A 13,717-nucleotide genomic window follows, 5' to 3' on the forward strand; every position below is an offset into this window, starting at 1 on the left:
GCTGGCGTTTCGCGGAGAAACACCATATATCCCCGACGCAATGAATGACGCACTCTATTCCAGCGGGATTTTACGTCTCGCCGCGGAGATTCCGCACATCGGACGGCTGGCCCGCGCCGATGGCTCGGCGCGCCGTGTCTCGCGCCTGTGCGGATCATCCATCGAGGTCGATGTGTGTCTGGATCGCGGCCTCATTTCCGATATCGGTCTGGAAGTGCAGGCTTGCGCGCTCGGCCAGGCCTCGGCGTCGGTGCTGGGTGCCAATGCCATCGGCGCCTCGATCGGGGAAATCCGCGAGGCCCGCGATGCGCTTTCCTCTATGCTGAAGGGCGCACCTGCGCCCCAAGGCCGCTTTGCCGCGCTCGCCGAGCTGGAAAATGCCCGCGATTATCCTCAGCGCCATGCCTCCATCCGGCTGGCCTTCGAGGCCGCAGCCGAAGCCTGTGATGCGGCGCTGACAGCCACCACCACCGCAACCGCAACCGGCTAGGGCCGGTGGTGTCTGCCCTGCCAGCAGACATTCCCCGCCGGTCCGGAATTCCCAAAGCAAGCCAATTCAAATACATAACTGGCTAACGGGTGTGTCCCGTTGGTGTTCAGGATCAACAAGCCTATGAGCGAAACCTCGTTCAAACCCTTCAGCGCGATACTGATCGCGGCCGTGCGCGTCTATCAATGGACGCTCTCGCCCGTTTTCTATGCGCTGGGCGTGCGCTGCCGTCATGAGCCGACCTGCTCGGCCTATGGCGTCGATTGCGTGCGCCATCAGGGGGCGTGGCGGGCCATCTGGCTGACGCTGGGGCGCATCGCCAGATGCCGCCCCGGAGGCAGTCACGGCTATGATCCGGCACCGGAAAAGCAGACGAATGTGCCCTGGTGGGCGCTTCACCGCTTTCGCCTGCCGCGCGAAGCGGCTAGGAACACGCCAAACGGCCAGTCCGGACAACAGGACAAAGAGACATGATAAACGTAACACTGCCTGATGGGGCTGTACGGGAGCTTCCCGACGGCGCCAGCCCGATGGACCTCGCGGAGGGCATATCGAAGTCACTGGCCAAGAAGGCCATCATCGCCAAAGTCGACGGTGAGGAGTGGGATCTGACACGCCCGCTCGACGGGGATTCCCGTGTCGAACTGATCACGCGCGACATGCCCGAGGCGCTGGAAGTGATCCGTCACGATTCCGCGCATATTCTGGCACAGGCCGTTCAGGAGCTGTTCCCGGGCACGCAGGTCACGATCGGACCGTCCATCGAGGACGGTTTCTATTACGATTTTGCCCGCGACGAGCCCTTCTCGACGGAGGATTTCGAGGCGATCGAAAAGCGCATGGCCGAGATCGTCGATCGCGACTTGCCTTTCGTGCGCGAAGTCTGGGATCGCAATGAGGCCATCGCGCATTTCCAGAATATGGGCGAAAAATACAAGGCCGAGCTGATCAGCGATCTGCCCGAGGATGAGGTCATCACGATCTATCGTCAGGGCGACTGGATTGATCTTTGCCGCGGGCCGCACCTGCCATCGACGGGCAAGATCGGCAAGGCCTTCAAGCTGATGAAGGTCGCCGGTGCCTATTGGCGCGGCGATCACCGCAACGCCATGCTGCAACGGATCTATGGCACGGCATGGGCGGATGACAAGCAACTCAACGCCCATCTGATGCGTCTGGAGGAAGCGGAAAAACGCGACCACCGCCGCGTCGGCAAGGCGATGGACCTCTTCCACATGCAGGAAGAAGCGCGCGGTCAGGTCTTCTGGCATGACAAGGGCTGGACGCTCTATCGCACGCTGGAAAACTATATGCGCCGCCGGCTGGAAGATGCGAATTACGAGGAGGTCAAGACGCCCTCTCTCATTGATCGCTCGCTCTGGGAGAAATCCGGTCACTGGGAAAAATTCCGGGAAAACATGTTCACAGCCCAGACCGAAGACGGCGAAGTCCTCGCGCTGAAGCCGATGAACTGCCCGGCCCACGTCCAGATATTCCGCTCGGGTCAGAAATCCTATCGCGATCTGCCGCTGCGCATGGCCGAATTCGGCTCTTGCTCGCGTTATGAGCCATCCGGTGCTTTGCATGGCCTCATGCGGGTGCGCGGCTTTGTGCAGGATGATGCGCATATCTTCTGTCTGGAAAACCAGATCGAGAGCGAAACGGCGGAATTCATCGCGCTTCTGAATTCTGTCTACAAGGATCTCGGCTTCGAAGATTTTGTCGTGAAGTTTTCCGACCGTCCGGAAACGCGCGCCGGATCGGACGAGACGTGGGACAAGGCGGAAAAAGCGTTGAAAGACGCCACGGAAGCGGCCGGTGTCGAGATGATCCTCAATCCGGGTGAGGGGGCTTTCTATGGTCCCAAGCTGGAATTCGTGTTGCGCGATGCTATTGGACGTGACTGGCAGTGCGGCACGCTGCAGGTCGATTTCGTCCTGCCGGAACGCCTTGATGCTGAATTTGTCGGCGAGGACAATGACAAGCATCGCCCGGTCATGTTGCACCGCGCCATCCTGGGGTCATTCGAACGCTTTATCGGCATCCTGATCGAGAACTATTCGGGCAAATTCCCGCTCTGGCTGGCCCCGCTCCAAGTCGTGGTCGCGACGATCACGTCGGAAGCGGACAGCTATGGCGAGGAGGTCGCAGCCACGCTTCGCAAGGCCGGGCTGCGGGTTAAAACCGACTTCCGTAACGAGAAGATCAATTACAAGGTCCGCGAACATTCTGTCGGCAAGGTGCCGGTGATTGCCGTCGTCGGCATGAAAGAAGCCGAAAACCGTCAGGTGGCGCTCCGCTTCCTCGGTGAAGGCAACAAGCAGCAGGAAATCCTGGGGCTTGATGAGGCCACGCAGCGGCTGGCCGAAAGCGCGACGCCCCCGGACCTGAAGCGGGTCTAGGATATCATCACGATGACCGCCCTTCCGGATAAAGGCCATACAAGGCCCGGAATAACGGCGGTCGTCGTGATGTTTTTCGCCGGGGTGGCGGCCATTGCCGGCGGCCTTCCCCTTCCGCCCTTCATCGCGCTGGGCGGTCTCATTGCTTTGCCGTGGAAGCAGATTCTGCGCCTCAGAAAGGACCCGCCCTGGGAGGCCCTGCTCGCCGCGCTTTTCGTGGGCTGGGCAGCGCTCAGCTGGACATGGTCGCCCTATGACCGGCCGGATCAGGCCCTCAAGCTGATCGCCGGTATCCCGCTTTATGCGGCGCTGGCCTTCGCCATCGCCCATCTGGAAGGCAGGTGGCGGGCACGCGCCGAAGCCATGTTCCTCTTCATGGCCTTCATGGCATCCATCTATCTCTTTGCCGAATTCGTGAATGAGGGTGAAGCGACGCTCGCCTACAAAATCCTGATCGAAGGCGCTCCGGCGGGTGACTTGCACACCACCAATGAAGTCAACCGCAGCCTCGGTCACGGCGCTTTGCTGGCGATCCTGTTTGCCGGGCCGGCTGCGGCTCTGGCCTGGCGGGAAGGCGGGCCGCTGATTGGCCTGCTTCTGCTCGCCATTACCGGGATGATGTCGCTGGGCTTCGGGCTGGAGGTCAATACCGTCGCCTTCATCGCGGCGGTGGCCGCAGCGGCATTGGCCTATGCCTGGCCACGCGGTGCCTTGTCCGCGATTTTCGGGGGAATGGCGGGTGCGTTCATCGTTGTGCCCCTGACCCTCCCGTCAGTTGCCGGGGCCTTGCCGGAAAGCATCCGGTCGCGATTGCCGGAATCCTGGGAAATCCGGCTGGAAATCTGGCGGTTTACCGGCACCCTCCTGTCCGAAAGGCCATGGACAGGATGGGGGCTGGATGCCGGCCGCGTCATCGAAGGCGAGGCGGAAATCCGCGGGACTGTGCAGCAGCTTCTCCCGCTTCATCCTCACAATGCGCCGCTACAGGTCTGGATGGAGACCGGGGCGTTCGGGGCCATTCTGATCGCTTTTGCCCTGGTCATGATGGGCGGGCGCATCGCTGGCGCGCCCCTGCTGTCGCGACTACAAGCTGCCTCGATTGCCTGGGTGGCCGTGGCCTATTTTTGCTTCATCTTCTTCAGCTATGGCATCTGGCAGGAATGGCATGCTGCGGCGCTCGCTCTGGCCATTGCCGGAACGACGTTTCTGTCGGCGCGCCCCAAAGCGGCATGACGGCCCCGGTGATCAGCGCCGTCATGGTCAGCTGGCAAACAGGCCCCGCTCTGTTTGATTCCATTCATGCCGTGCGGGCAGATCCGGATATCTCCGAACTGATCCTCGTGGACCACCAAAACCCGGACGATGTGCGCCAGAGGCTGGACGCCCTGACGGCAGACCATGCTCGCCTGCGTGTGATCCGGACCGACCAAAATCTCGGCTTCGGCAAGGGCTGCAATATCGGCGCGAAGGAAGCGTCCGGCGATTATCTCTTTTTCATCAATCCGGATGCCAGGCCCGAGGCCGGCGCGGCGCGGCAATTGATTGAGGCCCTGCCGGAGGGCGAAACGACGGCCCTGGCCGGTGCCCGCATTCTTGGCCTCGATGGCAAGGAGCAAAGCGGTTCACGCCGACGCGGGCTCACGCTCGGGCGGGCACTGGCGACGTTCAGCGGAATCTCGAAAACGGGATGGGTCAGGCCTTTCGGCATGGAAGGCGAGCCTCTGCCAGAGGCTCCGGTCAATGTCGGAGCCATTTCGGGCGCGGCCTTCCTGATGTCAAAATCCGGATTTGACGCACTCGGCGGTTTCGATGAAGGCTATTTCCTCCACGTGGAAGACGTCGATTTGTGCCGGCGCGCTTCCAGCGTCTGGTTCGTCCCGGATGCCATAGTCCATCATGTTGGCGGCTCCAGCCGCACCAGCCGGTTTGCCGTTGAACTCGAGAAGGCCAAAAGCTTCCTGCGCTATTTCTGGAAGTTCAATACCGGCACGGCAGGGCGTCTGGCGACGCTGATCGCCGCCCCGTTTATCTTCACTGCGATCATGTTGCGGGCGCTGATAATGGAAGTGATCGGGCTTATCCGGCGCTAGGCGGGAACCCGCCCGCCTTTGCCAGAGCAGAATCGACCGGGTGTTTCAGACCTTCGGCCTCCAGCCATTTGGCGGTTTCGATCAGTCTGGAGAGATCGAGACCGGTGTCATATCCGCCCCGCTCCAGCATGTAGACGACATCTTCTGTCGCCACATTGCCCGTTGCTTTCGGCGCAAAGGGACAACCGCCAATGCCGCCGACGGAGGCGTCGATCACATCCACTCCGGCTTCGACAGCGGCATAGATATTGGCCATCGCAGTGTTGCGCGTATTGTGAAAGTGCAATCGCAGCCGGGCATCGGGCGCCGCGTTCCGGACGGCATCAATCCGTTCCCGGACATCCCACGGATTGGCCACGCCGATCGTGTCTCCCAGGGCAATCTCGATGGCACCTGCGGCGGCTGCTCGCCCCGCTAGCATGGCTACACGATCAACGGGCACCTCGCCGTCAAAGGGATCGCCAAAAGCCACCGAGATTGTGACCGAGACAGGCACGTCATCGTCATGGGCAAGGACCGCGATCTTGTCGAACAGGTCGGCGGTCTCTTCCGGAGTAGCATTCTGATTGCGCTTTCCAAAGCCCTCGGACGCCACCATCACGAAATTCACCTCGTCGCATTTCGCATCCAGTGCCCGGCGCATACCGCGTTCATTCAATGCCAAGCCGATATATCTGACGCCTTTATCGCGCGGGACTTTCGTCATGATGGTGTCGGAATCCGCCATCGCCGGGACCAGTTTCGGGTGCACAAAGCTGGCAGCTTCCATGCGTTTCACGCCCGCCGCAATCAGGCGATCAATAAACTCCAGTTTGACCTCCGTCGGCATGAGGACGGGGTCATTCTGCAGCCCGTCGCGCGGACCGACTTCGACGATTTCAATGGGACGGGGCATGTTTCAGCCTCCCTCTTCACAATTGTGCAGCCGGACGATCAGAACCGTCTCGCGGCCGCGTGAATAATTATAGCCCGCCACTTCCTGAACTGCGCAGACATTGGTCTCCAGCTGGCTCAGCGCGGCGATGTCGGCGTCGGACCGTGACGAGTCCTCTATCGATATCACGGGACCCTCGGACGCCGAAACCGCATCGGCCAGCTCGGAAAACTCCAGCAGGCGCGTCTCGGTTCCCAGCGCAAAGACCAGGCTGGGCTCGGTATAGCTCGACAGATACGCCACCGGCGTTTCTCCCGCTGCCGAGACCATCTGGCGTGTGGCGGCCGCCGCCCGTTCGGACAGGTTGAGATCGGTTGCGCCGGGAATGACAACACCCCTTAAAAGAAAGTGTCCGCCAAGGTTGGCGCAGATCGCCAGGGCAAGGGCGGTCATGGCCCGTTTCCGGTAGACCTCGATGGTCTGCCCCAGCACCAGCAGGCCAAATATGGCCGCCGCGACATAGCCGGTCATGGCAGAACCACCATAATTGAGGCTGCCGACGATCATCAGCGCGGCAAACAGAAGGCCACCGGTCAGTCCGACAGCGATCGAGCCATAACGGCTCCAGACCGGGGCTTCACGCAGCGCTTGCCAGCCGAGCCCCGCGATCAGCGCGAGGGCCGGATAGAGCGGGAGTACATAATGCGGCAGCTTGGTCGGCATCAGCTCGAACACGATCCATGACGGAATGACCCAGGCCAGAAGGAATCGTGCCGCAGAAGCTGTTTCGGGTGTCTTGAGATTGGTCCAGACGCGGTGAAGGCCCGGCAAAAGATAGAACCCGAACGGGATGGTCAGCAGCGGTACAAGCAGCAGGTGATAGCCCGGCCAGGCGCCGTGGCTTTCATCACCGGAAGTGAGCTTGGGGGCCAGATCGTCCAGAAAGGCAGTCTGGATAAAGCCGGCCTCACTGCTGAGCTCGATGGCAATGAACCAGGGCAGGACGATGGCCGCAGCCAGAAGCGGGCCGGGCCAGAAAAGCAGCGGCTTGAGCCAGTCGACACGTCGTTCCCACAAGACCAGAGCGCCGACCGTCAATCCTGCCACCATTGGCGTTATGGGCCCCTTGACCAGCACGCCGAGCCCGAGCATCGCCCAGAAGATCAGCGCCGCCGATCTGCCGCCGCCATATCGCAGCTGCACCAGTGCGGCCATGGCCATCGTGGTGAGACCGGCGAGTATGGCATCGGTTTTCGCAATGCCGCCTTCGGCGGCCAGCAGCGCTGAAACGGCCAGCAAGGCGGCCGCCACAAACGCCGCTTCGCGGCTCATCAGGCGGGTGCCCACCCAGAAGCACCCGAGAGCGGCCAGCATGGCCCCGAATACCGAGGGCAGGCGATAGGCCCAGATCTGTCGCGCATCTGCATCAGACAGCAGGCCCACCGTAAGGGCCTGCATCCAGTATATACCGACCGGTTTTTTATGCCGCGGCGCGTCCTGAAAATTGATTTCGACGAAATCGCCGGTTTCCAGCATCTGCACTGTGGCTTGCGCATAACGTGATTCATCGCGGTCTAGGGGCTGGACCGTGAACACACCGGCAAGGGCCGCAATCGCAGCCAGCGCTGCGATAATCCACCACGCCCTTTGTCCGGCAATCAGCTGATCCATCATTGTCTTCCGGCTATCGGGTGGAGAAACGCCTCGCACCGTCGATGTTTTCAGGTATGTAACGGGTCAGGGCTTTACCGCAAGGCACTCATCGGCAAGCAGGACCGGAAATGAACGCTACACCTGACATCTCCGTCGTCATTCCCGCGCACAACGAGGCGGGCAATGTGACGACGTTGGCAAGGGAAATTGCTGAGGCGCTGGATGGCCGCAGCTATGAAATGATTTTTGTGGATGACAAATCCACGGACGGAACGCTTGCGGAGTTGGTGGCGGCGAAGGCAGAATTCCCAGCCTTGCGCGTGCTCTCGCACCGGATCAATGCCGGTCAATCACGGTCCTTGCGCACCGGAATTCAGGCTGCAAGAGGCAAGATAATCGGCATTATGGACGGTGATGGCCAGAATCCGCCGGCCGATCTGCCGGCCTTGATAGATGCATTGATCCGCCCGGATGCACCGGAAAGCCTGAAAGTGGTCGGCGGCCGCAGGGCGAAGCGGCAGGATTCGGCCTGGAAAAAACTGGCGTCAAGGCTTGGAAACGGCGTCCGCAAGGCGCTTCTGAAGGATGATGCCGACGATACCGGATGTGGCCTCAAGGCCTTGTATCGCGACGCTTATTTGCAGCTTCCCTATTTCGATCACCAGCACCGCTTCATGTATGCCCTGATGAAGCGGGAAGGCTATACCGCCGAGTTCCGGGATGTGGGACATCGGCCACGGGGCGCAGGAAAATCGAAATATACGAACTTCGGTCGGCTTTTCGCCTCATTGTCTGACATGCTAGGGATAATGTGGCTGAATTCGCGGGCACGAAATTCCGGCGGTTCGGACGAACATTAAAGGAGTGTCTTATGGCCAATGGTGGCGATCAGGGGTTTTTCCTCGGCATGATGGCCAGCCGTCGGGCGCAGGAGCGCCGGGCGGCCGGTGGCAACGGACAACAAAAAGGGGGTGGAGCCTTGTTTAATATTTTCCCGAAAATGATCATTCCGGTGATCATCTACAGCATCGTCGCCTTCATCTGGGGCGGCGAAGTCATGAATTCAGTGGTCTTCAGCCCGACCATGGTATCCGGCGCTGTCTGGACACTGACCGTCGGTGACCTTCTGATCATTCTGGGCCTGATTTTCCTGTTTATCGAAACCGTGAAGGCAGCGGGATCCGGTACGGCAACCATCATGAATCATGGCCTGTCCATGATCGTCTTCGTGATTTCGATGGCGCTATTCCTACTGGTTGGCAAATTCGCAACATCGACCTTCTTCATCCTGATGACGATGACGTTGATCGATACCTTGGCAGGATTTGTCGTCACCATCGTCGCGGCACGCCGCGACCTTGCCGTGGCCGACTAGGCCAGCAGCAACAGCAGACCGCCGGCAATGATCGCATCCAGCGTGAAGGCCAGGCGGCGTTGAAGGATTTCGATCCGGATCATGCGCGCCGCTCCCAGACCGGGGGCGGCGTTTGCATGTGCGCCGGGCGCGCATAGGCCTGATTGAAGCGCGCCCGCTCATTCATATCGGCCCGCAGTCCGCGCCGGCGGGGCTGGCAGGCCAGTTCGACAACGACCGCCGCGGAAACCAGCGTCTCATCTGTGTGGCTGTTCTCCGTCGGGACGACAGAGAGAGACGGGAGGTCGCGCCGCGGCGGCCGGTCGTTGGAATCCGTCGCCTGACTGACAGGCGCAACGCGGTTGGCGTTGCGGGTCGGGACATAAGTCAGAAGGCCACGGATCGTTGTCATGACCAGAGCATCGCAAGCGCGATGCCAGAGATTAAGACGGAATTAACCCTGATTCAGGCGCAAAACAGGCCATTCCGGGCCGCATCGGGCCGCGGCGTTAAGATTTGCGTAACGGTTTGGGACAGCCAGGCCCTTTATGAGTACAGGCCCTAGTTGCCGGACAATTTGTCGATCTTGGCCCGCATGGCATCCAGCTCAGCGCGCATGGCTTCAAGGTCTTTGCTTTCGTCCGCTTTGGTTTCCGGTGCAGCCGGTCTTTCCGCTGCGCCGGTGCCGGGCACGAAAGGCGCAAACATCTGCATGGCCTGGCCGAACATCTCCATATTGCGGCGGCTCTGGGCCTGGAAGGCCTCCATGATCGCCTGCGGCGATTGCAGTGTGCCGGTGAAGCGCTCCCGCATCTCTTCCTGCTGACTGGAGAAGGCGTCCATCGTCGCTTCCAGATAGCTCGGCACGACGGACTGCAGGCTGTCGCCGTAATACTGGATCAACTGGCGCAGGAAGGGCAGGGGCAGAAGGTTCTCGCCGCGCGCCTCTTCCTCGAAGATGATCTGGCTCAGCACACCATGCGTCAGGTCCTCGCCCGACTTGGCATCAACCACCGTGAAGTCGCGTCCGCTTTTCACCAGTTCGCGGACATAATCCAGCGTCACATACTGGCTGGAGGAGGTGTCATAGAGACGCCGGTTCGCATATTTCTTGATGACGACGGGGTCCGCAGCATTTTTATTCGCGCTCATTTCTGGCGAACTCCTTTTCGACGGGCTGCCACGCTGCTATACGCCAGAGAGGCGAATGGAGCGCGGGGCTGGTTCGCGGCGATAATTACTTTCCTTGACGATTGCTGCAAGTGCGAAACGCAAGTGCAGGAAATACAAGGCTAAAGGCGAAGAAAAGGTGGAATATGGGACGCAGGGCATTGGTGACAGGCGGTACACGGGGCATTGGCGCAGCAATCGCGATCAAGCTCAGGGATGCGGGCTACAACGTTGCAGCAAATTATGCCGGCAATGACGATGCCGCGAAGGCGTTCTCCAATGAAACCGGCATACCTGCCTACAAGTGGGATGTCGGCGATTTTGATGCCTGTGCTGCGGGTCTTGCTGCAGTGGCTGATGCGCAAGGCGGGGCGCTGGAAGTCCTCGTCAACAATGCCGGCATCACGCGCGACGGCATGTTCCACAAGATGACGCCGGAACAGTGGAATGACGTCATCCGGGTTGATCTCACTTCATTGTTCAACATGACGCGTCCGGTGATCGATGGCATGCGCGAGAATGGCTGGGGCCGGATCGTCAATATCTCCTCGATAAATGGCCAGAAAGGCCAGATGGGACAGGTCAATTATTCCGCCGCAAAGGCTGGCGTGATCGGTTTCACCAAGGCTCTGGCACAGGAAAACGCGCGCAAGGGAATCACCGTCAATTGTGTGGCACCTGGCTATATCGACACCGATATGGTCGCGGCGGTTCCGGAAAACGTCCTGCAGGGCATTATTGCCGGTATTCCCGTAAACCGTCTGGGCAAGGCCGGAGAGATTGGCGCGGCGGTCACCTATCTTTGCAGCGATGATGCAGGATTTGTAACGGGGGCCACCCTTTCTGCAAATGGCGGTCAATACGTCTGCGGTTAACATTCGCGCCCTATTTTCGCCCATCTGACGAGGCAGAAACAGGCTGATGATATCGCGTAGACTTATCCTGCTGGGCATGCTTTCGGGTTTGGCCATACGACCTTCTGCCGCCTTGGCAGGGGCGGACAATCCGTTGCGGAATCGCCGCGAACGGCGTGTGGAAGTTCCGGATGTCGCCGAGTTTCATCGTCAGGACGGCCAGCGCGGCTTCATTCTGGATCGCACCGGCGAGGTCTGGCTGCTGAAACCTCTCGATGACAGTGAAGTGCTGGCGCTGGCCTCGCAGCGTGCGCCCGGTGGCGGCACAAGCTTTGTTTCCGATTGGGGCGATGAGGTAATTCGCGTCTCGTCGATCGGAGCGGTCACCTACTATCCCGAAGATCAACCCAATGGCGTCATCGCCGAAGCCTGGGAACCGGCCCGCGAGCTGAGCGTTGCCAATGCTAGCGTGGATGAACTGCGTGAGCGTTCGAGGCGAGCCGCAATCGAGCTGGCCGAGGCTTTCGGACGTCCGGTTCAGGTCGAATATGGTGCGGCCCCGCGCGAAGGTCTGGGCGTGATGGTCGAAGCGATGGATCTGACGGTCTCCGGCATGCGCCGGGCGTTGGCCGAAGGTGCCGTGTTGAACGGGCTGCAACGGACGAAAATCCTGCCGTCCGACGGGCCGGATATCGAGATCGAGGGGGATCTTTTCATGGTCAAGGTCGATCCGCTGGCCGGTCATGCGGGGCGACCCTCGTCAACGCGGATTGCCCGCGCCCTGATGGCGGCATCATTCCCCGCCTGACGGTGTCCAGCCTTCGGGTGCCAGTTCAAATCCTGAAAATTCAAAGCCAGGGGCGACCGTGCATCCGGCCAGCGTCCAGTCGCCAAGGCTCTGCGCACTCTGCCAGGCGTGCCGGGGCACCACAACCACCGGCCGATCGCCCGCGGCCAGCCTTTCCGAGAGCGTGTGAGAGCGGACCGATTGCCCGTCTTCGGAAATATCGAGGCGCAGCGGCGCGCCCGCATACCAGTGCCAGACTTCCACCGCATCAACACGATGCCAGTGTGACACCTGGCCGGCCTCCAGCAGATAATAGATGGCGGTCGAGTGAGCGCGTCCACCCTTGCCCGCGTCATCCCGGAAGATTTCCCGGAACCAGCCTCCTTCGGGGTGAGGGGACAGCTTCAATTCGCGGATGATGTCGGCGGCTGTCAAAAGGCATCCTTTCGCGCCCGCACTTCGGCAAACACGGCAACCGCATCCTGACCGGCCATACCGATCGCGGCGGCCAGCGCCGGATCATCGGCACGCAGGAACGGATTGGCGGCCTTTTCCCTTGAAAGACGGGTCGGCACGGTCGGCAGCCCCCTGGCGCGGAGCGCCGCAACTTCGTCGGCATAGGCTTTCAGCGCACCATTGGCCGGGTCGACGCTCAGCGCAAAGGCCGCATTGGACTGGGTGTATTCATGGGCACAATAGATGACCGTGTCGTCCGGCCACTGCCGCAGGCGGGAGAGGCTCGCCCACATGTCTGAAGGACTGCCTTCAAACAGACGCCCGCAGCCCAGCGCAAACAGCGTATCGCCGACAAACGCCACGTGCCCGGAGGCAAAATGGTAGACAATATGGCCAGTCGTATGGCCGGGCGTGAACACGACATCCGCTGACATATCGCCGAGTTGCACAGTGTCGCCATCTTCAACAAAGACATCCGCCGGGCTGATCCGGTGCTTGTCATAGGCGGGCGCGGTGATCCGGGCACCTGTCGCCGCTTTCAGCGCAGCATTGCCGCCGGCATGATCGAAATGGTGATGCGTGTTCCAGATCTGCGTGATCGTCCAGCCCGCCTCGGCCGCCGCGGCGAGATAGGCGTCCGCATCGGGCGTATCGATGGCCACAGTCTCCCCACTTGCGGGATCATGAACCAGATACCCATAATTATCCGAGAGGCAGGGAAACTGGCGGATTTCAAGTTTCGACATCGAATGCGTCCTTTTATCCCAAAGACCTGTTAGCGTATGACCACCAGACTGGCATGCCCGACCCGTGAATGGAAACCGCTCAATGCGAACAGATGCTTTGCAAATCGACCGATTTTACCAGACCGATCAGGGCATGGCCGCCCGTGCCATGATTGTCCGGCGGCTGGTGGCGCTCTGGCCGGGTCTGAAAACGCTGGATGTGCTCGCCATGGGCTATGGCCCGCCCTTGCTGGAATCACTGGAGCCGGAAACCCGCCGCGCACTCGCTTTCATGCCGGCAGAGCAGGGCGCAATTCGCTGGCCCGGCGCAGTCGCCTCGCGGACCGTGCTCGGAGAGGAAGCGCATTTGCCGTTCCCGGATGCGATGTTCGACCGGATTGTTCTCATCCATGCGCTGGAAGAATCGCAGTCCCCGCCGCACATGTTGCGGGAAATCTGGCGCATCCTGGCACCACAAGGCCGCCTGGCGCTGATCGTTCCGAACCGGGCGGGATTGTGGGCCCGAATGGAATCAACGCCCTTTGGTCATGGTCGGCCGTTTTCAAAAGGTCAGCTCTCGCGCCTCCTGACCGATGCAGCCCTCACGCCAACCGCGTGGGCACGCGCGCTCTATGCCCCGCCATGGAGATGGTCCTGCAAGGATGGCCGGGCACTCGGCTGGGAACAGGCAGGTGAAAAAATAGCGCCGCATCTTGGCGGTCTGATATTGGCCGAAGCGGTTAAAAACACGGGCGCATTGACGCCGCGTCCGGCCCGGCCTGTACGCGTGCGGCTACCCGGCCTTGAAGGCAGGCCCGCCACCGCGCTATCTCCCCGCAGACATCACGCCAAGGAAAACTGA

Annotated in this window: 16 protein-coding genes; 10 read left to right on the top strand and 6 right to left on the bottom strand. The window is 60.9% G+C overall.

The genetic code is table 11. From position 1 onward, the window contains the following. The first annotated feature begins 40 nt into the window (after positions 1-40). From HXX25_RS00680 to HXX25_RS00700, 5 genes are all read left to right on the top strand, one after another. Positions 41-490 carry an iron-sulfur cluster assembly scaffold protein gene (locus HXX25_RS00680; protein ID WP_187166544.1) on the top strand — a complete coding sequence of 150 codons (450 nt, stop codon included), beginning with the start codon at positions 41-43 and terminating at the stop codon, positions 488-490. Positions 491-613: 123 nt separating this feature from the next. Further along, positions 614-964 carry a membrane protein insertion efficiency factor YidD gene (gene yidD / locus HXX25_RS00685; RefSeq protein WP_187166546.1) on the top strand — a complete coding sequence of 117 codons (351 nt, stop codon included), beginning with the start codon at positions 614-616 and terminating at the stop codon, positions 962-964. Next, positions 961-2,892, top strand: a complete 1,932-nt coding sequence (thrS, locus tag HXX25_RS00690) for a threonine--tRNA ligase (RefSeq protein ID WP_187166548.1) — start codon at positions 961-963, stop codon at positions 2,890-2,892. The genes yidD and thrS overlap by 4 nt, the downstream gene beginning before the upstream one ends. Before the next feature lie 12 nt (positions 2,893-2,904). Then, positions 2,905-4,125, top strand: a complete 1,221-nt coding sequence (locus HXX25_RS00695; protein ID WP_187166549.1) for an O-antigen ligase — start codon at positions 2,905-2,907, stop codon at positions 4,123-4,125. After that, positions 4,122-4,982, top strand: coding sequence for a glycosyltransferase family 2 protein (locus tag HXX25_RS00700; RefSeq protein WP_187166551.1), 861 nt, complete (start codon positions 4,122-4,124; stop codon positions 4,980-4,982). Before HXX25_RS00695 ends, HXX25_RS00700 begins: the two co-directional genes overlap by 4 nt. Here HXX25_RS00700 and HXX25_RS00705 read toward each other — a convergent pair. Further along, a complete protein-coding gene (locus tag HXX25_RS00705; protein ID WP_187166553.1) occupies positions 4,969-5,877 on the bottom strand; it encodes a hydroxymethylglutaryl-CoA lyase in 909 nt (302 codons plus the stop codon). The genes HXX25_RS00700 and HXX25_RS00705 overlap by 14 nt on opposite strands. 3 nt (positions 5,878-5,880) lie before the next feature. Continuing rightward, entirely contained in the window at positions 5,881-7,530 is a 1,650-nt protein-coding gene (locus tag HXX25_RS00710; protein WP_187166555.1) for a glycosyltransferase family 39 protein, read from the bottom strand. A gap of 107 nt (positions 7,531-7,637) precedes the next feature. On the opposite strand from HXX25_RS00710, the gene HXX25_RS00715 reads away from it, so the two are divergent. Beyond that, positions 7,638-8,369, top strand: a complete 732-nt coding sequence (locus tag HXX25_RS00715; RefSeq protein ID WP_187166557.1) for a glycosyltransferase family 2 protein — start codon at positions 7,638-7,640, stop codon at positions 8,367-8,369. Between the two features lie 11 nt (positions 8,370-8,380). Then, positions 8,381-8,884 carry a hypothetical protein gene (locus HXX25_RS00720; protein WP_187166559.1) on the top strand — a complete coding sequence of 168 codons (504 nt, stop codon included), beginning with the start codon at positions 8,381-8,383 and terminating at the stop codon, positions 8,882-8,884. Between the two features lie 79 nt (positions 8,885-8,963). On the opposite strand, the gene HXX25_RS00725 is transcribed toward HXX25_RS00720, so the two are convergent. Beyond that, positions 8,964-9,275 carry a hypothetical protein gene (locus HXX25_RS00725; protein ID WP_187166560.1) on the bottom strand — a complete coding sequence of 104 codons (312 nt, stop codon included), beginning with the start codon at positions 9,273-9,275 and terminating at the stop codon, positions 8,964-8,966. Positions 9,276-9,424: 149 nt separating this feature from the next. Then, complete coding sequence (gene phaR / locus HXX25_RS00730; protein ID WP_187166562.1) at positions 9,425-10,015, bottom strand: polyhydroxyalkanoate synthesis repressor PhaR; 591 nt, start codon at positions 10,013-10,015, stop codon at positions 9,425-9,427. A gap of 164 nt (positions 10,016-10,179) precedes the next feature. Between phaR and phbB the strand changes: the two genes are divergently transcribed. After that, positions 10,180-10,908, top strand: a complete 729-nt coding sequence (gene phbB, locus HXX25_RS00735) for an acetoacetyl-CoA reductase (protein ID WP_187166564.1) — start codon at positions 10,180-10,182, stop codon at positions 10,906-10,908. Positions 10,909-10,954: 46 nt separating this feature from the next. Next, a complete protein-coding gene (locus HXX25_RS00740; RefSeq protein ID WP_187166566.1) occupies positions 10,955-11,695 on the top strand; it encodes a DUF4908 domain-containing protein in 741 nt (246 codons plus the stop codon). Here the strand turns inward: HXX25_RS00740 and HXX25_RS00745 are convergent. Together HXX25_RS00745 and gloB are read right to left on the bottom strand one after the other, a co-directional pair. Continuing rightward, positions 11,681-12,109 carry a cupin domain-containing protein gene (locus tag HXX25_RS00745; protein ID WP_187166567.1) on the bottom strand — a complete coding sequence of 143 codons (429 nt, stop codon included), beginning with the start codon at positions 12,107-12,109 and terminating at the stop codon, positions 11,681-11,683. The genes HXX25_RS00740 and HXX25_RS00745 overlap by 15 nt on opposite strands. Then, the gene (gene gloB / locus HXX25_RS00750; protein ID WP_187166569.1) at positions 12,106-12,876 is read right to left on the bottom strand and encodes a hydroxyacylglutathione hydrolase; all 771 of its coding nucleotides are present in this window, start codon (positions 12,874-12,876) and stop codon (positions 12,106-12,108) included. The genes HXX25_RS00745 and gloB overlap by 4 nt, the downstream gene beginning before the upstream one ends. 82 nt (positions 12,877-12,958) lie before the next feature. Here gloB and HXX25_RS00755 point away from each other — a divergent pair, with 82 nt between their 5' ends. After that, positions 12,959-13,717 (top strand): class I SAM-dependent methyltransferase, encoded by a 759-nt coding sequence (locus tag HXX25_RS00755; RefSeq protein WP_187166571.1) that lies wholly within the window; start codon positions 12,959-12,961, stop codon positions 13,715-13,717.

The sequence above is a fragment of the Hyphobacterium sp. CCMP332 genome, from assembly GCF_014323565.1.
Classification (GTDB): Bacteria; Pseudomonadota; Alphaproteobacteria; order Caulobacterales; family Maricaulaceae; genus Hyphobacterium.

What these genes read in the sequence shown, in the direction of transcription:
- gloB (WP_187166569.1), bottom strand. Translation starts at nt 12,876, where the DNA reads ATGTCGAAACTTGAAATCCGCCAGTTTCCCTGCCTCTCGGATAATTAT.
- HXX25_RS00710 (WP_187166555.1), bottom strand. Translation starts at nt 7,530, where the DNA reads ATGATGGATCAGCTGATTGCCGGACAAAGGGCGTGGTGGATTATCGCA.
- HXX25_RS00695 (WP_187166549.1), top strand. Translation starts at nt 2,905, where the DNA reads ATGACCGCCCTTCCGGATAAAGGCCATACAAGGCCCGGAATAACGGCG.
- HXX25_RS00715 (WP_187166557.1), top strand. Translation starts at nt 7,638, where the DNA reads ATGAACGCTACACCTGACATCTCCGTCGTCATTCCCGCGCACAACGAG.
- phbB (WP_187166564.1), top strand. Translation starts at nt 10,180, where the DNA reads ATGGGACGCAGGGCATTGGTGACAGGCGGTACACGGGGCATTGGCGCA.
- yidD (WP_187166546.1), top strand. Translation starts at nt 614, where the DNA reads ATGAGCGAAACCTCGTTCAAACCCTTCAGCGCGATACTGATCGCGGCC.
- HXX25_RS00705 (WP_187166553.1), bottom strand. Translation starts at nt 5,877, where the DNA reads ATGCCCCGTCCCATTGAAATCGTCGAAGTCGGTCCGCGCGACGGGCTG.
- HXX25_RS00725 (WP_187166560.1), bottom strand. Translation starts at nt 9,275, where the DNA reads ATGACAACGATCCGTGGCCTTCTGACTTATGTCCCGACCCGCAACGCC.
- HXX25_RS00755 (WP_187166571.1), top strand. Translation starts at nt 12,959, where the DNA reads ATGCGAACAGATGCTTTGCAAATCGACCGATTTTACCAGACCGATCAG.
- phaR (WP_187166562.1), bottom strand. Translation starts at nt 10,015, where the DNA reads ATGAGCGCGAATAAAAATGCTGCGGACCCCGTCGTCATCAAGAAATAT.
- HXX25_RS00720 (WP_187166559.1), top strand. Translation starts at nt 8,381, where the DNA reads ATGGCCAATGGTGGCGATCAGGGGTTTTTCCTCGGCATGATGGCCAGC.
- HXX25_RS00740 (WP_187166566.1), top strand. Translation starts at nt 10,955, where the DNA reads ATGATATCGCGTAGACTTATCCTGCTGGGCATGCTTTCGGGTTTGGCC.
- HXX25_RS00680 (WP_187166544.1), top strand. Translation starts at nt 41, where the DNA reads ATGAATGACGCACTCTATTCCAGCGGGATTTTACGTCTCGCCGCGGAG.
- thrS (WP_187166548.1), top strand. Translation starts at nt 961, where the DNA reads ATGATAAACGTAACACTGCCTGATGGGGCTGTACGGGAGCTTCCCGAC.
- HXX25_RS00700 (WP_187166551.1), top strand. Translation starts at nt 4,122, where the DNA reads ATGACGGCCCCGGTGATCAGCGCCGTCATGGTCAGCTGGCAAACAGGC.